This window comes from Maridesulfovibrio ferrireducens, from assembly GCF_900101105.1.
In the GTDB taxonomy this organism is placed as follows: domain Bacteria; phylum Desulfobacterota; class Desulfovibrionia; order Desulfovibrionales; family Desulfovibrionaceae; genus Maridesulfovibrio; species Maridesulfovibrio ferrireducens.
On the sequence record NZ_FNGA01000001.1, the window covers coordinates 1,020,654 to 1,042,125 of the forward strand.

Genomic DNA, 21,472 nt, shown 5'->3' on the forward strand with positions numbered 1-21,472 from the left:
GGTTCAGCTGGTTTTGAGAATTTCGAGGAGTCTTTCCAGTATTTTATGCAGGCTTTGCTGCTTAACACTTATACGATCTCCGGGAAAAAGAAATTTTTCTGAATAGGTGGTTCCGTTAACATGCCAGCCCATCCATACCGTACCGACAGGTTTTTCCGGGGTTCCGCCGGTCGGTCCGGCAACACCTGAAAGAGATACTCCTACGTTTGTGCTAAGCGCTGTGCAGACTCCCTCAGCCATAGCTCTGACTGTCGGTTCGCTGACTGCTCCGTGTTCTATTATGATTGCTTCAGGGACGTTTAGAAGGGCTATTTTGACTTCGTTTGAATAGGCTACGATGGCTCCTGAGAACCAGGATGAGCTTCCGGAAAAGTCTGTAAGAGTCGCTGAAACCAGACCTCCGGTGCATGATTCAGCCGTTGCCATGGTCCACTTTTTATCAATAAGGATATTTCCGATTGAGGGTACTGTATTTATCATGCAGGAACTCTATACTTAATTTAATGATATTTGAAGAGGGAAAGATATAGGTGGGGGATTTCAGCTATTCAGTCGGCTTTATGGATTTGTATTTATTTGTGATCTTTTCGTATGTCCCGTCATACTTCATTTCTTGAAGCGTTTTTACTATCTGAGGGATTAAGGAGATATGCTTTATATGAATGTAAAGGTATAAATTACTTAAAAGTATTGCGGGAGATAAAGGGTATACATTAGTGATGCCTAATTTTTTAAGCATTGCTGATCCAGTACTCAGGCCAAAAACACCTACGTCAGCCCGTTCTTTTGCCAAGAATAAAAATAGCGCTTTTTCACTCCTGACTCTGGTTACGCTTTTAGCCTTACTCAGCTCACGATCACAATTTTTCCAGCCCTTAACCCAGACTACGCGATAAGGAAGTAAACTTTTCCATCCGTCTATTTTGATATTTTTATTGTGTGAAAAGGCTACGATCGTGTTTACATAAAAAGGCTCTGGAACCATGATTAAATTAGGGTAGGATTTTGAAATTCCTTCAGTCCGTAGAAAGTTGCCATCTTGAGTCCCGGCATTTGCATTATATAGTGAGCGTTCAGATGGCATGGGGATAATATTAATTTTTATATTCATGCGATTGAAACAAGTTGTCAGCAGTTCTTTCATTGCTTTGGTGCGAGCGTCATCCCTGTCATCTCCCGTTGTGAATGTCAGGGTTTTGTTTTCTGCATTTGCCGCCGGCACTGCTAAGAGCAAATTAAAAATAATGAGTATCGCTAAATAACGCATGGCCTAATTCCCTCCTAAATGCGTAGCAAGTTGGAGTGTGAGTCTTTACGATAACACAGATAGTCAATTTAATTTAGTTTGTTTTATATCTAATGCTGAGCTTGCCAGAGAAAGTGATAGGGCATACTTATCAGAGAGTTGTGCTGTGAATCATTTATTATTTTGTAGTAAAATGGTTAACCTTGATATTATAATAAACAAATGAATTTTAGAAAACATATAAATTTTTATTGGCAGAGACATCAGAGCCATTGGAACTGGATACTTGGAGTTCTCGGGTTCGGTGTTTTTCTTCTGGCCTTGTGGCATCGATCTTTTTTTATTTTTTTAATTTCAATGGCCGGCTTGTGGGGATCATTGATAAAACTTCCCGATCCTACGCCTCCCTTTACCTATATTGAAAAAATCCTTGAAACGGAAAGATCATGGATTGCTAAGCCTTGGGGATGGAAAAAGGGATTTCAGGTTTTCGGGCTTGTTGCCGGGTTTATTTTTGTATTAGTTGCCTGCTGGTCAGGAAGTTTAATGTCATTACTTCTGTTTATCGGGCTTTGTGTTAATATATGGTGTGTTCATGACAATAAACTTATGGGCATTGATGATTTGTAGGTTGGGTTTTTCCGCCGATGTTTAAAAAATCCCCTTTATTACTGTGCTGACATTGGTTACAGCAAAGGCAATGACCAATATGGGGAGAATATGAGGAGAACTAAATGCTCGATTTAAAATTTGTTCGTAATAATTTGGATGTTGTCCGCGAAAGTCTGAAAAACAGAAATTCCAAGCTGGACGTTGAAGAGTTCAATGAGCTTGATGGCCGTCGCAGAGAGCTTGTTCAGGAAGTAGAAGTCCTGAAAGCTGAGCGCAACACCACTTCCGCTGATATTGCCAAGATTAAACGCGAAGGCGGAAATGCTGATGGAATTATTGCCCGCATGGGTGAACTTGCCGGCAAAATCAAGGCTCTCGATGAAGATTTAAAAGATATTGAAGTCGCAGAACATGACTGGCTTGTATCTGTTCCTAATATTCCCGACGAATCCGTTCCTGTGGGAGCGAGTGAAGATGATAACCCCGTCATAAGGGTGTGGGGCGAAAAGCCTGTGCTCGATTTTGAACCGCGTGAGCATTGGGATCTTGCTGTTGAGCTTGGCGGAGTTGATTTTGAACGTGCCGCAAAGCTTACCGGGGCGCGTTTTGCCGTTCTGCGTAAATGGGGTGCAAGGCTTGAAAGAGCTTTGACATCTCTTATGGTCGATATTCAGACTATGGAGCACGGTTACATTGAAATAATTCCTCCATATATTGTTAACCGTGATTCTCTTTACGGAACAGGGCAGCTTCCCAAATTTGCGGAAGATCTGTTCAAGCTTGAAAATTCAGAATACTTTTTGATTCCTACAGCGGAAGTGCCTCTCACTAATCTTCATAGAGATGAAATCTTAGATGAATCTGAATTGTCGGTTGCCTACTGCGCACCTACTCCTTGTTTCAGATCAGAAGCCGGGTCGTACGGTAAAGATACAAAAGGGCTAATTCGTCAGCACCAGTTCCATAAAGTTGAAATGGTTCGCTTTGCACATCCTGATAAATCTTTTGAAGAGCTTGAATTGATGACTTCTCACGCAGAAGAGATTCTTAAACGTCTTAATATTCACTATAGAGTAATAACTATTTGTACTGGAGATATAGGATTCGGTGCAAAGAAAACTTATGATCTCGAAGTCTGGCTTCCCGGTCAGGATAAATATCGTGAGATTTCGTCTTGTTCAAACTGCGGTGATTTTCAGGCCCGCAGAGCAAATATTAAGTTTAAGCCCAAAGATTCCAAAAAAGCACAGTATGTACATACATTAAACGGGTCGGGACTTGCTGTAGGGCGTACTTTTGTTGCAGTGGTTGAAAACTACCAGCAGAAAGACGGAACTATTTTAATACCTGACGCTTTGAAACCTTACATGGGCGGACTTGAAGTCATTAAGCCTGAATAGTTAATCCTGTTTTATCTTATAAAAATAAAAACGGTCCATCTGCTCAATATGCAGGTGGACCGTTTTCTTATTTGTAAGGCTGCGTAGTTTTTAGAGATTGAGCCCTGTTTTCTTGTAGTCGTTCAGCTTGTTTCGCAGTGTGCGGACTGAAATCCCGAGCAGGTCGGCAGCTTTGGTTCTGTTTCCGCTGGTTTGATCCAGACTTCGTATTATGAGCTGTTTTTCCATTTCTGAAATAGTCACAACTCCTGAATGCGCTGACCCCCCGACGGGCATCGCCGTGTTTGCTGTCTGCTCTGATCCGGTGGCAGATGCTCCCGGTTCTGAGGATTCAGATATCGGTTGGAATGAGTCTTCCGGCATCCATGCGTCCGGGTCATTCAGAAAGTGTTTTGATGCAATAGGTCCGGCTCCAGAGAGGAGAACGGCTCGTTCCATAAGGTTTTGCAGTTCACGTACATTACCGGGCCATTCATATCCAAGGAGCCACTTCACAGATTCATCTGAAAAAGCAAGCGGAGTGAGTCCATATTCCCGGCAGTATTTTTCAACGAAAAATTTTGCAAGCAGCATTATGTCGTCGCCGCGCTGGGCAAGGGCCGGAAGTTTCAGCGGGATAACATTTAATCTGTAAAAAAGGTCCTGCCTGAAAGATCCTTCTTTTACTGCGCCTTCAATATTGCGGTTGGTAGTGGCAAGAACCCTTACATCCACCTTTACCGTTTCTACTCCGCCTACACGGTCAATTTCACCTTCTTGTAAAACTCTTAGAAGTTTGGCTTGAAGGCCTAGTTCCATTTCAGTTATTTCATCAAGAAGTATTGTTCCGCCTGAAGCCAGTTCAAATTTACCCAGCTTTCGGCTTATTGCTCCGGTGAAGGAACCTTTTTCGTGTCCGAAAAGTTCAGATTCCAAGAGATGTTCGGGAAGGGCTGCGCAGTTGATTGCAACAAATGCACGGTCGCTTCGGTCTGAATGATGATGCAAAAATCTGGCGAACATTTCTTTACCGGTTCCGGATTCGCCGGAAATAAGAACCGTTGCTTTTGATTTAGCGACTTGTTTGGCAAGGCCGAGGACCCGCTGCATTGCCGGATGGTTTCCGATAACCTGATAACGGCCTTGAGTTCCCTGTGAGCCGCTTTTTGCGGGAGGGACAATTTCGTCAGGCAATTGGGCCGGATGTTTTTTTTCAGGGAGCATCAGCTTGATTTTTTCCCATGAAAGAGGCTCAAGCCAGTAGTCGCGTGCTCCCAGTTCTAAAAATTTCTGAGCTTCATCCGCAGAACCGTTACGGGAAAAAATAATTACAGGAGGAAAATTCTCAATATTGACTGCTTCTGCCAAAAGGGCCTGAGCTGAATATCCCTGCATAACCGGTCTGGTGAAAATCAGGCACGGTTTTGATTTTTTTATAAAATTTATTGCGCCTGCGAGGTTGTCAGCAAGTCCAGCCTGAAACCCCGCTTCTTTTAGTGGAGAGAAGACGGAAGTCACGGATTGTGGTTCGGCGATGAATAGTAAAGTATTATCAGGCATGTTTGAACTCATATCCGTAACTGGCAACCTTTTCAACTCCATTATATTATAGACATGAATAAAAAGTGAGCCGAAAACAGTGGCAAAGAGATATCTGAAGAGGCTAACGTCTCTTGTTTACAGTAAAAAACATAGCCATCATGCCTATTGTGATGAAGTATTTTAAAGAAAACGTAAAAAAATGTAATTAAATTTCTTTTTTCGAAATGAACAAATTTGTCAGAAATGATGGTTTAAGTAAAAAGTTAGGCATCTTTTGATTATTCAGTATTTTTTGCGTGAAATAATTCCTAAAAACGTCAAAAGCAGAGCTTTAAGCTAAAAATGGAGAGGGCTTGCCGAATTTTTGTCCATTTGATAATTGCTCAAGCTCTTTTAAAGAATAAAATATACAACGGGTTTATACAAAAGTGATAAAGTTTAATAATGTTAATAAATACTATGGTGAGTATCACGCCCTGCGTGATTTAAATATTCATATTAAGCAGGGTGAAGTCGTTGTTGTCTGTGGTCCTTCAGGGTCTGGTAAAAGTACCATGATCCGCTGCATTAATCGTCTCGAGCCGATTCAGGAAGGCGAGATTATTGTAGAAGGGATTGATGTCAACGGACCGAGAGTAAACCTTCCTTTGCTTCGTGCAGAGATCGGGTTTGTTTTTCAGTCGTTCAACTTGTACCCGCATATGACTGTTTTAGAAAATATAATGTTAGCGCCGACCATGGTGCGCAATATGAAACGCAAGGATGCAGAAGATCTTGCTATGGAATTGCTGTCCAAGGTCAATATTCCAGATAAAGCCAGCGATTATCCTGCACAGCTTTCCGGTGGACAGCAGCAGCGTGTGGCTATTGCACGCGGTCTTGCCATGCATCCTAATATTATGCTTTTTGATGAGCCTACTTCTGCCCTTGATCCTGAAATGATTAATGAAGTTCTGGACGTTATGAAGGCTCTTGCCCGTGAGGGCATGACCATGGTTTGTGTTACGCATGAAATGGGTTTTGCCCGTGAAGTTGCGGACAGGGTTATATTTATGGACGAAGGCGCTCTCATAGAACAGAATACTCCGGATGAATTTTTTAACAATCCGCAGCATGAACGTTCTAAATTGTTCCTAAGTAAGATTCTCTCACATTAGCTGAAAGCGGTTTCCTCTTGTAGGGGAAGCCGCTCTTTTTTTGTTTTTTTATTTTTATATCTGGAGGAAAAAATGAAAAGATTGATGATTATGGCCCTTGCGGCTTCTCTGGTTTTGGCTTTTGCGGCTTCTGCTTTTGCCGGAGCAACTTACGATCAGGTAATGAAAGATAAAGTTGTTCGTGCCGGTATCATGACAGACTCCATCCCCGGAGCTTTCTACAATGCAAAGAAAGAATGGGTTGGATTTGACGTTGATATCGCTAAGGCTATTGCAGACAAAATGGGTCTTAAGCTTGAAATGGTTCCTGTTAACAACAAGACTCGTATCGGATTCCTGCAGCAGGGCCGTATCGACATGTCTCTTTCCAACATGACCCACAAACGCTCACGCGACAATTCCATCGATTTTTCCATTACTTACTTTTTCGACGGACAGAAAATGCTTGCTCCTAAAGGCAAGTTCAGCACTCTTAAAGATTTCGTAGGCAAAAGAGTTGCTACCATGCAGGGTACAACTTCTGAGCTGAACGTTGTTGCAGCACTCAAAAAACTTGGCGATCCAGCTCCTAAAGTTATTTCTTTCCAGAAAGAATCTGAGTGTTTCCAGGCTTTGCAGATGGGTCGTGTTGACGCATGGTCTACTGACTCCACCATTCTGCTCGGCTATGCTGCACAGATTCCCGGCAAGTTTGAACTTGTAGGTGAATTCTTCTCCAACGAGCCTTACGGTATCGGTCTTCCTGAAGATGATTCCAAATGGCGTGATTCAGTTAACTTCACTTTGCAGGATATGTGGAACGACGGAACTTACCAGAAAATCTATGACAAATGGTACGGTCCTGACACCAAATATTATTTCCCTATGACTGATAAAATTGAAATGTGGCCTTAGCGGACACATAAATCTCACTTAATCGCGAGATCAGACGGGACCGATACAAGTTATCGGTCCCGCCATTTTTTTAAAAAATCGAATCAATGAGAAAATTCAGCAATGATTAATCGTTATCTTGAAAAAGCTTGGGTGCAGTACCTGTGTCTTGCAACACTGACAGCTCTGCTGGTTTATTATTTCGGCTGGGTTTTTGACTTCGGCTATAAATTTGACTGGAGTGTTCTTTATAAAAAGGATGCGTCTTATGGCGTTGTGCTGGGCGACATGCTCATCACCGGACTGGGAAACACCATAACCATCTCCCTTATCAGTTCGGGAATTGCGTTGGGACTGGGTGTTTTGTTCGGTTTAGGCCGACTGTCACAATTTAAGCCTGTGAATTGGTTCGCTTCCGCTTATGTTGAGTTTTTTAGAAATACACCGCTTTTGATTCAACTTTTCTTTTGGTATTTTGCTCTTCCCATGGGACTGCCGGAAGAATTGCGTAATAAACTTTTCGATTATAATTATGAAATGGTCGCGGCGACTCTTGCTCTCGGCATATACACCAGTGCTTTTATGGCTGAAGTTATTCGCGCGGGTATTCAGTCCATTCCAAAAGGGCTTCTGGAAGCATCATATTCATCCGGCCTTACGCCGTTCCAGACCCTTAGCAAGATCGTTCTTCCTCTGGCTTTCAGAGCTATTATTCCTCCGCTCGGCAGTGAGTTCTTAAACAATATGAAGAACTCATCGCTTGCTATGGTTGTTGGTGTTACAGAGCTTTGCTGGGCTTCTCAGCAGATAGAATCCCTTACATTTAAAGGTTTTGAAGCGACTACTGCGGCAACGATTGTGTATCTTTCACTTTCGCTGATTATTGCCGGAATTTTGAATCTGGTGAATCTTAAGCTTCAAATTATTCCTAAAAAAGATAAAACAATCGGTCACGCTTTTGCTGATATTTTTTTCTGGCCTTTTCTGGCTCCTCTTTCCTTATTGTCCGCGCTCAGCAGTTGTTGTTTCCGCAGACGTTCAGAAGATTTTAATCTTACCCGTGCTCAGGCTGCCAGAAAGGCTTTGTTGAATAAAATTAAGAAAATTTTCTCTCTGGTATGGAAAGCTACTTTCGTTTCATTTTTGTTATTTGTAGTTGTTATGGCGGGAGTCGGTTTATCCGGATTTAATTTTCAGGTTATATGGGACAATCTCGGAACGCTCATTTACTGGAGATTTCCTAGCGGCGGTCCTAACGAAGTTTTGTGGGGACTCGGCGGATTATCCTTCTCGATCCTTATGTCTGTCATAGCGATTTCAGTAAGTTTCTTTATTGGGCTTATTGTTGGGGTCGGCAGAACTTCCAAGAATAAATTGTTTTTTATACCCAGCACCCTTTATATTGAACTTATCCGCGGTAACCCGCTGATCATGGTTATCTTCTGGATTTATTTCTTTATTCCCATTTTGACCGGAACATTTTTGAATGTTTTCTGGAGTGCTACCATTGCTCTGACTGTTTTTACCGGCGCTTATCTTGCTGAAATTGTGCGAAGCGGTATTCAGAATATTCCTCCGGGGCAGCTTGAAGCAGCCGTGAGTACCGGGCTGACCTATCTTCAGGCCATGCGTAAAATTATTCTTCCACAAGCCCTGAAACAGATGCTTCCCGCTATTGTCGGACAGTTTATTGCGATTTTTAAAGATTCCTCTCTGGCCTTTGTTATCGGAGTCCTTGAGCTTACTTTTGTCGCACAGGGGCTTAATAACAGGCTTATGATTTATCCTTTTGAGATATACACAACCGTGGCAGCTTTGTATTTTATCTGTTGCTACATGATGAGCATCGTGGCAAGACGCCTTGAGCGGAAGTTGTCAACGGATACCTTCCGGTTGCAGATGTAATTGATTTCCTCCCCCTTGTGTTTGTTGTTTGCAGGGGGGATTCTTAATTGAAGCGTCCGGAGAAGCTCATGTTTGGTAAGAGTATACCTGTTTTTTGTTATCATGCCGTCTGCGAAGAAGACGGTCATTCGCCTGAAACCTTTGCTGCTCATCTCGATACTATTGTTGAGATGGGATTTAAAACTATCAGTGCGAGTCACCTGTATGACATATGTTTGGGTCGGCGTAAGCTCGATAAAAAATATGTAGTTCTTACTTTTGATGACTGTCATATCAGTAATTGGCTGAATGTTGTTCCTATGCTCGAAGAGCGTGGAATGACCGGAGTCTTTTTTGCTGTCAGTGATTTTATCGGTGAGGGAAAAATTCGATTAAAATCGGATGTTCCTGAAATCCTGCCTATGCGCGAAGCTTTCATCAAAGCCTTATCCGAAAAAGACACCTCACAATTCATGAATGAAGCTGAACTTAAATCTCTTGTCCACGACAAGGGAATGGAAGTTTATGCTCATACCTGCAATCATCAGGGATGCTTTAAAGATTTCCGGTCCCGCGGTAATTTTTCTGCTGATTCCCATTGGTCCACTTGGGGCATTTATCGCAGATTTAATCCAAAACTTTCTGTTTTTGATAATGGCAGTGCTTTTGCGTACAATGGTTTCTGGCCTATTTTCCGTAAAGGGCGTGTGCTTTTCAAAAAGCGTACTGATGAGGAAAGAAGACAGTTCTGTCGAGAAGATTTCAGCCGTTGTATGGAAAAAATTAAAGAAATAAACGGGGCAAAGCGTCAATTTTTTTGCTGGCCTTGGGGACACTTTGATTCTCTTTCCATGCAGGAAGCTTCAGCCTGCGGTTTTGAAGGAACTTTTACGCTGGAAAGATCCGCTAACATGCTCGGAACTGATCCTATGCGCATTAACCGCATAGGTGTCGGATCAAGTAAGGACGCTGCGTGGATTCGCAAACGTCTTCTCATGTATTCGAACGAAGCGGTTGCGGTGGGATGTTTTAAATTTTTCAGCAAGAAAAACGACATCGGCCGGGTTTTATATATCACTGATACCGGGAAACTTTCCGGCGGCAGCAGGCAGCTTATCAATAGTGCCAAAGCAATGCGCTCGGCAGGTATGGAAGTTGTGGCAGTGTTGCCGCCAGAGTCCGCTCTTATTGCGGAACTGGAAGGCATCGGAGCCGAAGTTGTTGTACTGGATGACTTTAAGAATCTGTTTACAGCGGCGAATTTCCTTTCTGATCTTATTTCTGAAAAGAATATAGATGTCGTTCACACTTATCATAATCGGGCTGTTAAAATTGCGTGTATTGCAAAAGGGTTGTCTCTGTTCGGAAGGAAGAAGTTCAAACTCTTTTTTAATCGGGGCGTAATTTATAAGCCGAATCCGCTCGCTCCTCTTTTTTCAATGATAGGCAACGGATATATTTGTAATTCCGTTAAATGCCGTGATGTGCTTTTGAAGCATGGAGTTCCGTCCAAAAGGGCGCATGTTGTGTACAACTCCTTTGCCGGAGGAGGGCGTAAGCCTCGTCGTTCCGTTGCTACATCTGTTATCTATGTAGGCAATTCAGGGTATGCAAAAGGGCCTGACGTTTTCATCAAAGCTGTTGATAATCTCCTTTCACAGGATTCGTGCGAGGGTGTGCGTTTTATTGCTGTCGGTCTGGAAGATCTTTCAGCTTATAAAGATATTGTTTCGCCTGCGACGCTTGAGCGCATTGAATGTCCGGGCTACGTCAGTCATGACGATACGGTTCGTTTACTCGCTACTTCCCATATTTACGTCATGAGTTCCCGTCAGGAATCAATGCCGAATACGCTTATTGAAGCTTTTGACGCAGGACTTGCCACGGTGTGTACTGATGCCGGAGGTACTTCTGAGCTTATTCGTGACGGGGTGAATGGTTTTATGTGTCCTGTCGAAGATGTTTCAGCCATTTCTGATGCAATTAAGAAATTGATAGATGATGGCGACCTTCGCAAAAATATGGGCAGACTGAATCGTAAAATCGTCAGAATCCTTATGAGTAACTCTGCAAAGTCACGCGCTCTACTCGGTGTTTACAGTTCTTACACTAAGGATGATCCGAAGACCGAACCTCTTGATATTGACGCTATTATGGAAGAGTAGGTTCGGTTTAAAGCTGTTTTGACACTTTTATGATGCGTGCTGTATGCCTTTATGGTCAGCGTGCGGCAGTTCGTAACAAGTGAGGAGTGGCATTAGTAATGGAAGCATCCGCTATTGAAAATTATTGGGCCGGAATAGACGGTTCCGTCCGTCCGAAATTGCTTTTAGGCTCAGTCGGTGGAAAGCATTTATTAGAAACCGGAATGCGGTGTCTGGAATCAGATCCACAGCTTGCGGTTGAAATCCTGCTCGCGGCATATGCGGCGAATCCTTTTGACGGTAATACTGCGCAGCAGCTTTTAAATATTGAAACGCTTGTTTCTTTTTTTCCGCTGTCTGTCGCCCGATGCATTTCAGCCGTCGGTGAAAATTGGATACGACCGGATAATATTTCTTATTTTTTACGAATCACTTCCAAGCGAGACACCCGGAAAATCAGCTCTTACATTCTTTCCTGTATTGAGAAAGAACCGCGTAATTTATTCTGGATTCAACAGGGCCTTATTTATGCCGGTGCCAATTCAGATTTTGAATTTGGTGTAAAATTACTTTCCGCAGAATTCAGTCCTGAACTTATGCCTGCTGTTAATGCGGCTAAATCCTTTTTTCTTTTTATGTCCGGGGATAATGTTCAATCTTTCAAGTCCTTGCGTTCCGCTTCCGAGTCCTTCGGCATTGAAAATTTTGCAAACTTAGCGGCTTCCGTTGCTTTGGCGCTTGATGACCGGGAATCTGCCGTGAGCCTTCTTTCCGGCTCTGTGCAGGTTCAGCCTTGGCGAAGCTCCGAGACTTTACGTCTGCATGATCTGGTGCGCGGTTTAGATGTTCAAAAGGATCAGCTTGCCGGCAGTGTTGCAATACTTTTATATTCTTTCAATAAATTTGAGGAGCTGGATGCAACCCTTGGGTCTTTGCATCGCTCTGAATTAAATGATGCCAAAATTTTTATGCTTGATAACGGTTCAAGCGATTCCACTGCTGAAGTTCTTGATCGTTGGCAACAGGAATTCGGGGACCGGATGGTCCGTATTGATCTGCCTGTTAATGTCGGTGCCGCTGCTGCGCGGAACTGGCTGATGAATGTGCCGGAAGTTAAAGAATGCGATTTTGCGGTTTATCTTGATGATGATGTGGAAGTTCAACCGGACTGGCTTATGCGTCTCGGGTCCGCTGTTCAGGAATATCCTGATGCCGGAGTCTGGGGTTGCAAGGTTGTTGATTATATTTCGCCTGCAGTGATGCAGTCCGTTGATTTGCATCTTATTCAGCCGCCGGGAGAGGAAGGAGCCGGGCCGGAAGTTGATTTGACCAGAATTGCTCCTAATCCTTTTAAAGTTTCCGATCTTCACCACCAAGTGCTTGATGGTGGATATTTCGATTACATGCGTCCCTGTGCTTCCGTCACGGGGTGCTGCCACATGTTCAGAACCGAGAAGCTTCTTGACAACGGGGGCTTTTCCCTGTTCCTTTCTCCGTCTCAATACGATGATATGGAACACGATCTGCGAAACTGTCTTAAAGGCGAGTTTGCCGTGTATCAAGGGCATCTTCGTATACTGCATCGGAAGAATACCGGCGCGGCAAGCCGTGTTTCCGTTATGCAGGAAGGAAATGCACTTGGTAATAAATATAAAATGCAGGCCATGCATCCACGAAGTGAAATATTGGGAATTATGGCTGATGAAGAAAGGCTTCTTCAGCGTGACCTTGAGAAAAAGATTAAATATCTGGCTGAAAATGGCTTTTTAGAAAGCCTGTCGCCTGAATCCGATACGGAGGAATAATGTCTGATCACGATAATACCCAAGATTTTTTGAATAATTTGCCAGAACTTGAAGCTGGCAAAACTTTTGCTTTTTCATGTCATCCCGGAATTTCTTGTTTCAACGCCTGTTGCGGCGACTTGAACCTGATGCTCACTCCGTATGATGTGCTCAGATTGCGTAAGGAACTTGGTCACGACAGCAAAAAATTTATTCATAACCACGTAGACATCAGCCGTACTCCCGGTATCGGTTTCCCCATGACGAAGCTCCGTATGCTGGATAATTCAAAGCGCAGTTGTCCTTTTGTGCGTGATGAAGGCTGTTCTGTTTATCCGAACAGACCCGGTGCTTGCCGTACTTATCCGCTGGGCAGGGCTTCCAGAATGGGTGAAGAAGGCGAGATGATCGAGCAGTTTTTTATTGTAAAGGAACCACACTGTCGCGGGTTTGAAGAAGAAAAAGAATGGACCAGCGAAGAATGGTTGAAAGATCAAGGTCTTGAAGACTACAACGGAGTCAATGACCGCTACATGCGCATCATGACCCGTGCTCGCAAGGCCGGAATTGTTCTTGATGATAAAAAACTGAATATGGTTTTTCTTGCACTGTATCAGGTTGATAATTTTACGAATTTTGTAAGAGATATGAATGTATTTGCTAGACTTGAAGTCTCGGAAGAAAGACAGGCTGCTATCCTCAGCGATGAGGAAGAATGTCTTAACTTCGCCCTCGACTGGGTGGAACTTATTGTTCTCGGTTCTTCTGAGAATTTACAGCCTAAGAAATAGTTTTAAAGCAGAAATGGTTTTGATGACCCCGGTAATGGCAAAGGCTGTTATCGGGGGTTTTATTTTTTTATTTTCTTACAATAGTAATATAAGTTTTGATCCTCTGAAATTAAGTGACAATTCCCGTCCGCAAGCGCCCGCCAGTTACGATCTATGATTTGATCATTTTCCCCTGTGCAGTAATAATACATATTTTCATTTTCTATTAAGTTACACTGTCCTTTTGCCAGATAGCGTAAGTCCTTATTTTTAATAAATTCAGGTTCTTTATTGCAAAGGTGATAAAGGTCTGAATCTATTATCTGGTTGCAGTAATCTTCACATAATCCGGTTCGGGCAGTAATTAATAAAAGTAGAATTGCAGCAAGGAAGATTTTGTACATTTATATTCCCCAGAAGTTCGAAGCCTGCCCTGAAAAGGACAAGTAGTTTATAATATAATGAGCAACGATGGTCGGCAGAATTGATTTTGTTTTCCACATGCAGATCATAAGTCCTGAACCTGTAAGGGCTGTGGCAACAACTGCAACAGGTCCGGCGGACCAATGGATCAAACCGAAGGCGATGCCGGAAATTATGAATATTGCGGCGGGTGAAACCCCTTTTTCTTTTAGCACAGTGAATGTCAGTCCACGAAAGATTATTTCCTCTGCAATTGCTACAAGCATGAGGCCAACTGTCATATCAAACGTGTATAGCGTTGAATCCGCGCCTATGGGGATTGTTCCAAGTTTGAAGGATGGCAGTATTTTGTTCCAGAGTGCAAATCCCGGTTCATCAAGGCAAAGTCCCAGAAGTGTAATTCCTATGGTCCATAAAATAAATTTGATTGGTGAAAGGGGTATTAAACCGAGGTCTTTCAGGTTCAGAATTTTCTTTCCGACCATGTAGAAAATGAAACCCAGCGGGATTAATTTAAGCGAATAATCGATGAGAAGCCACGGCAATTCTGCTTGAATAAAAATATTTGAAAAGTCGTTAAGGTAGAACGGGATAGCTGTGATAATTAAAATGAGAGATTTGTTTTTGATATTCACAAAAAATTCTCCTTGCCAACTTTGTTAAGCTGATTATTATCTGTGTTCTTGAGAGCTTGCTTTTTTACGCATTAAAACTGAATTTATATTTTTTAGAAGTAAATTGGAGATATGGCATTGCCGGAAAAATTAAATATTGATCTTAACAGCCCGAAGATACTCTCTGTTGATGAGTTTGAAAAGATTAGATCAAACATCGGTGCGGATCAAAAAATAGTTTTCACCAACGGGTGTTTTGATATTCTTCATGCCGGGCATGTTGACCTGCTTGCACGGGCAAAAGCGCAAGGTGATATCCTTGTTTTGGGGCTGAACAGTGACCAATCTGTACATTCCATTAAAGGTGAAAAAAGGCCCGTTGTTTCTCAGCAGCAAAGGGCTTTTGTTCTAGCCGGGCTTGCCAGCCTTGATTTTGTAATAGTTTTTGACGAAGATACTCCCTATGAATTAATTAAAAAAGTTCAGCCTGATGTTCTTGTTAAAGGCGGCGACTGGACTGTTGATAATATCGTAGGGCGGGATGTCGTTGAGGGACGGGGCGGCGTTGTGCTTAGTCTTCCCTTGCTTCCCGGATATTCTACTACCTCTGTCATCCGCTTTATCAGAGAGAATGAGGTTGAATAGACAGTCTCTTGTTTAAGTCTTTGAGTAATTGTGTTAGGTAGTTATTACGTTTTTTGTTGGTTTAATTTTTCTGAACACTTGACAAGGTTGTCAAAGTTGGGCTATTTAGCTCGCCTCTCTTGGGAAAAAGGGCCAATAGCTCAGTTGGTAGAGCCCCCGGCTCATAACCGGATGGTCCCAGGTTCAAGTCCTGGTTGGCCCACCATCAAAATATCATATGGATGCATCTCAAAAACTATCCAGAATTTTACGACTTTCTTTTTTAGAAAGATGTTGTGCTCCCAGGGGGTAGCCCCGAGGGAGCATCTTCTTTTCTTCGAAATTGATATTTTGTGGTATTTGTAAGCGAGAGACCTTTTCGTCTTAAAAGTGCATTTGTTAGTAACGGCGCGAGAGTGTACGGTGGTTTTTATGAAAACATCGAATGTCATCAGTCTTATTGAAACGCTTGCACCCTCAGGTTTTGCTGCATCGTGGGACAACTGCGGTGTGCAGATTGCCGGACCTGAGAAAGAAATCAGAAAGGTGGCAGTGGCTCTTGATCCTCTGCCGCAGGTTATTTCTGATGCCTTGGAATGGGGCGCAGATTTTATTCTGACGCATCATCCATTGGCTATAGATCAGAAACTTCCTGCTGAGCTTGGCTGGTTTCGCGATGTGATGAAACAGGTGCTTTGCGCAGATGTAACTCTTTGTGCCGCACACACATCACTTGATGTGCAGTTTCGGGGAGTTGTTTCATGGCTTGGGCGTGAACTTGAGCTTTCGGAACTAAAGGTTCTTGATCCTGTTGCAAAAGATGATTCGGGTGAAATTCTCGGGTATGGTTGCATAGGTGATCTTGAATCTGCTCTGCCTTTTGAAGATTTTGTAGAACGGGTAGCTCAGGCTACGGGATGTGAGGTTGTCGCTCTTTGCGGGCCTGCTCCTGAAAAAGTCAGAAAAGTTGCCATGTGCCCGGGTTCAGGGTCATCGTTTATGGATAAGGCTTTCGCACAGGGTGCGGATGTTTTTATTACCGGCGATGTTAAATATCATCCGGCACAGGAAAGTGTCGGAGCCGTTCTCGATGTGGGGCATTTTTCTCTTGAAGAGGAGATGATGCGTCGCTTTTCTGTGGTTTTAGGGCAGAAGTTAGAAAACGGAATTGAAGTAAAATTTTTTAACGGGCACAATCCTTTTGCATATCATTTGCTGGGGAAGGGTGTCTGTAAGTCCTCGGCAGGACTTTTATAGCGCAAGAAAAATTAAGGTTTCGTATAGGCCTTACGAAGCCAGAATGTGTTTTTATTACGGGACAGACCAGCATAGCCGGCTCATAGTTTCCGAACATCGATGCGGTGTAGATTTTTAAGAATCATTCGCAAAAGGGGACCCATAATGTATGAAAAACAGGTAGAACAGCTTGTAGTTTTGCAGAAGGTTGATGATGACATTCTTCTTCTTGAAGCAGAAATCGACCAGGCTCCCAAGGATGTGGCAGCTTTAGAATCTCGTCATGCTTCGCTTGAAAAGCGTAAAGAACAGCTTGAAGAGAAACTTGCCCTTCTTAAAGAGCAGCAGAAAAAGCTCGAATTTGAAATCGAAGAAGACGGCGTAAAAGTTAAGAAGAGCAAAAGTAAGTTGATGCTGGTTGGCACAACTAAAGAATATCATGCAATGATGCGTGAAATGGACAGCCTCGAAAAGCTCAACAGATTGCGCGAAGAAGAAAAGATAACCGTTCTTGAAGAAACAACTCGTCAGAACGAAATGTATGAAGAAAACAATACGAAGATCGAAGCTTTGAATGTTGAGCTTGGCGAGAAACGTGTTGGACTTAAAGCTAAGCTTACAAGTGCTCAGAGCAAGCTTGATAAGCTGAACAGGCAGAGAGGCAAGTGCGGACTGGTTGTACCGGCGCCTATCCTCGGCAGATATGAATTTATCCGTTCACGCCTTGCTCATCCGGTAATTGTTCCCGTTATTGATTCCTTTTGTACCGGGTGTAATATCATGATTCCTCCTCAGGTTTACAATAGCCTGCAAGAAGGAAAACAGATTATCAGCTGCCCTAACTGTCAGCGTTTGACTTACTGGATACCTAGTGAGCCTGAGCCTGAACCAGTTAAGCCTGAAAAGCCTAAAAGAGCTTCAAAGGCGAAAAAAGCTGTTAAAAAATAATAAAGTTTTGATATTTGAATAAAGTACAGGGGAGTTTAGCTCCCCTTTTTTTTGATGGAGTTGGACGGATCATCGCCGCGGTTTTAAAACCGGGGAGGAAAGTCCGGGCTCCGAAGGGCAGGACGCTGGGTAACTCCCAGCGGAAGTGATTCCGGGAAAAGTGCCACAGAAAACAGACCGCCCCGGTGTTTTATACACCGGAGTAAGGGTGAAACGGTGGAGTAAGAGCCCACCAGCGGCCATGGTGACATGGTCGGCTAGGTAAACCCCGTCCGGAGCAAGACCAAATAGGGAAGCGTTTGAGGCCGGCCCGGCTGAAGCTTTCGGGTAGGTTGCTTGAGGCGTATGGTAACATGCGTCCTAGAGGAATGATGATTATCCCGGTTTTTATCGGGAACAAGACCCGGCTTACAGTCCGACTCCATCTTTTTTTTTGACTCTTCCCCTGGCCATATTTTGATTTTATCCTGCGGTCGCGGGAAGAGTGTGGGTTGAAGGGAGTATTTTTATGAGCGCATCCGGTGAAGTCTGGGCTGTTATTTTAGCCGCAGGCAGCGGTACACGCCTTGCTGCATCTGTCGGCGGGGTTAAAAAACAGTTTCTTTTATGGAAGGGCTTTCCGCTCTTTTGGCATTCTGCCATTACTTTTTCAAATACACCTCGTATTTCAGGGATTGTTTTTGTTTTTCCGCCTGATCAGGTTGAAGAAATGAAAACAGTTGTCTCCGAACTTGACGGATCAGATTCACTCGGCTTGCCTTTTAAGGTTGTAGCCGGTGGAGCAAGACGGCAGGATTCCGTTTTTAACGGACTCAGCGTTTTGTCTGCCAGATGTGAACATGTTCTGGTTCATGATTCCGCTCGTCCTTTTGCTTCCGGCCCTCTGGTTTCCAATATTATAGATATGCTTAAAGACGGACTTCCCGCGGTTATTCCGGCTGTTGAAGTAACTGATACGATTAAAGAAGTTGACGGTGATATCGTTAAACAGACTTTGGTCAGATCTAATCTTCGAGCTGTTCAGACTCCGCAAGGTTTCTCGTTGCCTGTTCTTATTGCCGCACATAAGATGGCTGATGAGAATAAGTGGGATGTTACGGATGACGCGTCTATGGTTGAGATGTTTGGGGTTGAAATGCTCGGGGCCGAAATGTCAAAAGTTAAGGTTCATATTTGTGCCGGAGAGGAGACAAACGTGAAGATCACAAATCCCGAAGATTTGGCAAAGCTTGAAGAAAAGGTTCAGCCTGTTCCCTGTGTCGGCTGGGGATATGACGTACACAGGTACGGTCCCGGTAGACCTATGGTCATCGGTGGGGTTCCTATTCCCGGCGGACCTGAAGTTATCGCCCACTCAGACGGGGATGTTCTTTTACACGCTCTTGCGGATGCGATATTAGGCCTTTTCGGTGGCGGAGATATCGGATTTCATTTTCCTGATACGAGTGCTGCCTGTGAAAACATGTCCAGCGGCATAATCGTTACAGAAGTGCTCGCCAAGGCTGATGAGGCCGGAGTAGAAATTGTTCATGTTGATTTGACCGTAATAGCCCAGATACCAAAACTTTCTCCTCACAGGAACCTTATTCAAAAGAATATTGCTTCACTTATGGGGCTTGATAAATCTCAGGTTAATGTCAAAGCTACCACCGAAGAAAAGCTCGGCTTTACCGGCGAAAAGAAAGGAATTAAAGCTGTTGCTGCCGTGACCGGTCTTAAGAGAGTAATTAAAGGCTGAGATTATGAGCGGAAAGAGCACAAAGTCATATTTTAAAGTTTTTATCTTGAGTGTCTCGGTAATCGTTATTGCCGGAGTCGCAGGATATTTTAAACTTCAAGATTATTCCGCGCAAAAAGTAAGAGAAGTCACTGATAAATATTCAAGTATTGTAAATATTGATTTTGAGCGGGCTATGATCAACCCGTTTGACCGCAGTATAAAAGTCTGGAATGTTCAATGCGACTTTGCTCTTGGCGGAACTTGCTCGGTAGAGAGCTTTTCAGTTAAAAAATTTGATGATACTCACCAGTTTCCATATTTTTTCGTGGGAGAAGCCAGAGGTGTAACAGTTCCTGTTGATTTTATGAGCATGGGGACTCTCACTCGTGATTTTCGTAAAATGGGTTACGAGACTCTGTCTTTTGACCTCTCCGCCGACTATATATATGAAGATGAAGCAAAACGGATGTCAGTGCGTAAACTCTGCTTCGACGGTAAGGACATTTGCAGGCTGGATGTAGGCTTTAATCTTGGTGATGTTAAGCTGGACAGCTTCGGGCTAAGCGGTTTAATCGGAGTTAAAGTTTTAGACGGAGGGGTTGTTTTGCATGACAACACCCTGATTACCAGAATGATTGATTCTTCTGCTTCTTCAGCGGAGATCAGTCCTTCAGCATACCGCGATGGGATGCTTGAAGACCTTCAACTCAAAATGCAAAAATCCAGAAGTCTTGGAAATGGCTATGCCGAAGATTTTTATGGAGAAATGATAAAATTTATTGATAATCCCGAGCACTTGGTTGTTCGGGTTGAGCCTGCTAAATCTGTTCCCCTTCTCTATCTTTTTATGGGTAACAGTTTTGAGGAGCTGCTTAGTTTATATGAGGTTACTGCTTCAACCGAGCTGTCAACGCAAACTAACTGATCGGCATGTTTATGAGTTATGATTGAAGTTTTTAATCGGCAATTACATAAATTGAAATTTTAGGATCAGCAAAGAGAATAAGGAGTGGCTATGCGCCTTTATAATACACTTGAACGTAAAAAAGAAGAATTTGTTCCTTCTAACGGTAATAAGGTTAGTTTGTATGCCTGCGGTATTACTGCTTATGATCTTTGCCATATAGGGCATGCCCGCTCCTCTGTTGTTTTCGATGTTTTGGTTCGTTACCTGCGTTACAAAGGGTATGATGTTACATTTGTACGTAATTTTACCGATATTGATGATAAGATTATCAATCGCGCAAATGAATCCGGAGTAACTGCTGCTGAACTTGCTGAAAAATTTATCGGTGAGTTTTATGTGGATATGGATAAGCTTAACATTCTCAGAGCCGATATTGAGCCGAAATGTACCGAACATATCCCTGAAATGTTGACTCTGACTCAAACTCTCATTGATAAAGGGCACGCTTATTCCACTCCTTCCGGTGATGTATATTTCAAAGTCCGTTCTTTTGAAGGATACGGCAAACTTTCCGGTAGAAATATTGAAGATTTGCAATCCGGAGCACGCATTAAACCGGGTGAAGAAAAAAAAGATCCTCTTGATTTTGCTCTCTGGAAGGCTGCAAAACCGGGTGAACCGTCATGGGAAAGCCCTTGGGGACAAGGTCGTCCCGGCTGGCATCTTGAATGTTCAGCCATGAGTGAAAAATATCTGTCACTTCCTTTTGATATTCATGGTGGCGGGCAGGATTTGAGCTTTCCTCATCATGAAAATGAAATTGCTCAGAGTGAAGCTGCGACCGGAAAGCCTATGGCTCGTTTCTGGGTGCATAATGGCTTTGTTCAGATTAATTCAGAAAAAATGTCTAAATCTCTTGGTAACTTTTTTACCATCAGAGATATTATTGCAAAATTTCTCCCTGAGACATTACGTTATTTCTTGCTGACAATGCATTACCGCAGTCCACTTGATTTTTCATTCGAAGCTCTTGAAGAAGCTGAAAAAGGTATTCGCCGCGTCTATTCTGCCATGGAGCAGATGGAAGAAGCTCTTCAAAAGGCTAAATGGTCCAAAGCTGCCTTGCCTGCCGAAGTTCTTGCTGAGCTTGAGGATGCAGAAAAAGGTTGGGATGCTGCTATGGAAGATGATGTGAATACTGCCGGAGCAATGGGGTATATTTTCACACTTGTCCGTCTTGCCGGGCGCATTGCCGAAGACAAGGCATGGCGTAAAAGTGAAGGTGGCCGCGATGCTTGGATTCGTATCCTTGCTGATATGAAGAAATGGGGCGGAGTTTTAGGAATTTTCACTGAAAAACCTCAGACTTTTCTAGCCGGGCTTAAGCTTTGCATGCTTGAACGCAAAGGAATTGAAGTTTCAAAAGTGGACGAGCTTGTTGCTGCACGTCAAGATGCTAGAAAAAATAAAGATTTTGCTGAATCTGATAAGATCAGAGATGCTCTTACAGAACTTGGGGTTGAGGTTAAAGATACTCCTCAAGGCCCAGTTTGGGACGTAATTTAAAAGAACAACACGACATAAATCAGTTATTAAAGAAACCGGGTAT

General features: G+C 43.3%; 19 protein-coding genes, 1 tRNA gene and 1 other RNA gene. 16 read left to right on the forward strand and 5 right to left on the reverse strand.

What is annotated here, in order from left to right:
• Positions 1-3: 3 nt before the first annotated feature.
• On the reverse strand, positions 4-480 hold the full coding sequence (locus BLT41_RS04590; RefSeq protein WP_092158687.1) for a CinA family protein: 477 nt from the start codon (positions 478-480) through the stop codon (positions 4-6).
• Between the two features lie 64 nt (positions 481-544).
• Entirely contained in the window at positions 545-1,267 is a 723-nt protein-coding gene (locus BLT41_RS04595; protein WP_092158688.1) for a substrate-binding periplasmic protein, read from the reverse strand.
• Between the two features lie 201 nt (positions 1,268-1,468).
• On the opposite strand from BLT41_RS04595, the gene BLT41_RS04600 reads away from it, so the two are divergent.
• Entirely contained in the window at positions 1,469-1,876 is a 408-nt protein-coding gene (locus BLT41_RS04600; protein WP_092158689.1) for a hypothetical protein, read from the forward strand.
• 104 nt (positions 1,877-1,980) lie between these two features.
• A complete protein-coding gene (serS, locus tag BLT41_RS04605; RefSeq protein WP_092158690.1) occupies positions 1,981-3,258 on the forward strand; it encodes a serine--tRNA ligase in 1,278 nt (425 codons plus the stop codon).
• A gap of 90 nt (positions 3,259-3,348) precedes the next feature.
• Here serS and BLT41_RS04610 read toward each other — a convergent pair whose 3' ends face one another.
• Complete coding sequence (locus BLT41_RS04610; protein WP_092158842.1) at positions 3,349-4,797, reverse strand: sigma-54 dependent transcriptional regulator; 1,449 nt, start codon at positions 4,795-4,797, stop codon at positions 3,349-3,351.
• A gap of 410 nt (positions 4,798-5,207) precedes the next feature.
• Here BLT41_RS04610 and BLT41_RS04615 point away from each other — a divergent pair, with 410 nt between their 5' ends.
• The 6 genes from BLT41_RS04615 (at position 5,208) to BLT41_RS04640 (ending at position 13,412) form a co-directional block, all read left to right on the forward strand.
• Positions 5,208-5,936, forward strand: coding sequence for an amino acid ABC transporter ATP-binding protein (locus tag BLT41_RS04615; RefSeq protein WP_092158691.1), 729 nt, complete (start codon positions 5,208-5,210; stop codon positions 5,934-5,936).
• Between the two features lie 72 nt (positions 5,937-6,008).
• On the forward strand, positions 6,009-6,830 hold the full coding sequence (locus BLT41_RS04620; protein ID WP_092158693.1) for an ABC transporter substrate-binding protein: 822 nt from the start codon (positions 6,009-6,011) through the stop codon (positions 6,828-6,830).
• 102 nt (positions 6,831-6,932) lie between these two features.
• Positions 6,933-8,714 carry an amino acid ABC transporter permease gene (locus tag BLT41_RS04625; RefSeq protein ID WP_092158695.1) on the forward strand — a complete coding sequence of 594 codons (1,782 nt, stop codon included), beginning with the start codon at positions 6,933-6,935 and terminating at the stop codon, positions 8,712-8,714.
• A gap of 68 nt (positions 8,715-8,782) precedes the next feature.
• Positions 8,783-10,858 carry a glycosyltransferase gene (locus tag BLT41_RS04630; RefSeq protein ID WP_092158697.1) on the forward strand — a complete coding sequence of 692 codons (2,076 nt, stop codon included), beginning with the start codon at positions 8,783-8,785 and terminating at the stop codon, positions 10,856-10,858.
• A 98-nt stretch (positions 10,859-10,956) separates the two neighbouring features.
• Positions 10,957-12,642 carry a glycosyltransferase gene (locus tag BLT41_RS04635; RefSeq protein WP_092158699.1) on the forward strand — a complete coding sequence of 562 codons (1,686 nt, stop codon included), beginning with the start codon at positions 10,957-10,959 and terminating at the stop codon, positions 12,640-12,642.
• The gene (locus BLT41_RS04640) at positions 12,642-13,412 is read left to right on the forward strand and encodes a YkgJ family cysteine cluster protein (RefSeq protein ID WP_092158701.1); all 771 of its coding nucleotides are present in this window, start codon (positions 12,642-12,644) and stop codon (positions 13,410-13,412) included. The genes BLT41_RS04635 and BLT41_RS04640 overlap by 1 nt, the downstream gene beginning before the upstream one ends.
• A gap of 59 nt (positions 13,413-13,471) precedes the next feature.
• Here the strand turns inward: BLT41_RS04640 and BLT41_RS04645 are convergent, their stop codons facing one another.
• Positions 13,472-13,795, reverse strand: coding sequence for a hypothetical protein (locus tag BLT41_RS04645; protein ID WP_092158703.1), 324 nt, complete (start codon positions 13,793-13,795; stop codon positions 13,472-13,474).
• Positions 13,796-14,449, reverse strand: a complete 654-nt coding sequence (locus BLT41_RS04650) for a CPBP family intramembrane glutamic endopeptidase (RefSeq protein ID WP_092158705.1) — start codon at positions 14,447-14,449, stop codon at positions 13,796-13,798.
• A gap of 111 nt (positions 14,450-14,560) precedes the next feature.
• Between BLT41_RS04650 and rfaE2 the strand changes: the two genes are divergently transcribed.
• The 8 genes from rfaE2 to cysS all read left to right on the forward strand — a co-directional run bounded on the left by rfaE2 (position 14,561) and on the right by cysS (position 21,429).
• Complete coding sequence (gene rfaE2, locus BLT41_RS04655) at positions 14,561-15,073, forward strand: D-glycero-beta-D-manno-heptose 1-phosphate adenylyltransferase (protein ID WP_092158707.1); 513 nt, start codon at positions 14,561-14,563, stop codon at positions 15,071-15,073.
• Between the two features lie 129 nt (positions 15,074-15,202).
• Positions 15,203-15,278 (forward strand) — tRNA-Ile (locus tag BLT41_RS04660).
• A gap of 206 nt (positions 15,279-15,484) precedes the next feature.
• Positions 15,485-16,309, forward strand: a complete 825-nt coding sequence (locus BLT41_RS04665) for a Nif3-like dinuclear metal center hexameric protein (RefSeq protein ID WP_092158709.1) — start codon at positions 15,485-15,487, stop codon at positions 16,307-16,309.
• A gap of 144 nt (positions 16,310-16,453) precedes the next feature.
• The gene (locus BLT41_RS04670; RefSeq protein WP_092158711.1) at positions 16,454-17,236 is read left to right on the forward strand and encodes a zinc ribbon domain-containing protein; all 783 of its coding nucleotides are present in this window, start codon (positions 16,454-16,456) and stop codon (positions 17,234-17,236) included.
• A 56-nt stretch (positions 17,237-17,292) separates the two neighbouring features.
• Positions 17,293-17,663: RNase P RNA component class A (rnpB, locus tag BLT41_RS04675), an RNA gene on the forward strand.
• A gap of 81 nt (positions 17,664-17,744) precedes the next feature.
• Positions 17,745-18,974, forward strand: coding sequence for a 2-C-methyl-D-erythritol 4-phosphate cytidylyltransferase (gene ispD / locus BLT41_RS04680; protein ID WP_092158713.1), 1,230 nt, complete (start codon positions 17,745-17,747; stop codon positions 18,972-18,974).
• Between the two features lie 4 nt (positions 18,975-18,978).
• Positions 18,979-19,881 carry a hypothetical protein gene (locus BLT41_RS04685; protein ID WP_092158714.1) on the forward strand — a complete coding sequence of 301 codons (903 nt, stop codon included), beginning with the start codon at positions 18,979-18,981 and terminating at the stop codon, positions 19,879-19,881.
• A 90-nt stretch (positions 19,882-19,971) separates the two neighbouring features.
• On the forward strand, positions 19,972-21,429 hold the full coding sequence (gene cysS, locus BLT41_RS04690; protein WP_092158716.1) for a cysteine--tRNA ligase: 1,458 nt from the start codon (positions 19,972-19,974) through the stop codon (positions 21,427-21,429).
• Positions 21,430-21,472 lie beyond the last annotated feature (43 nt).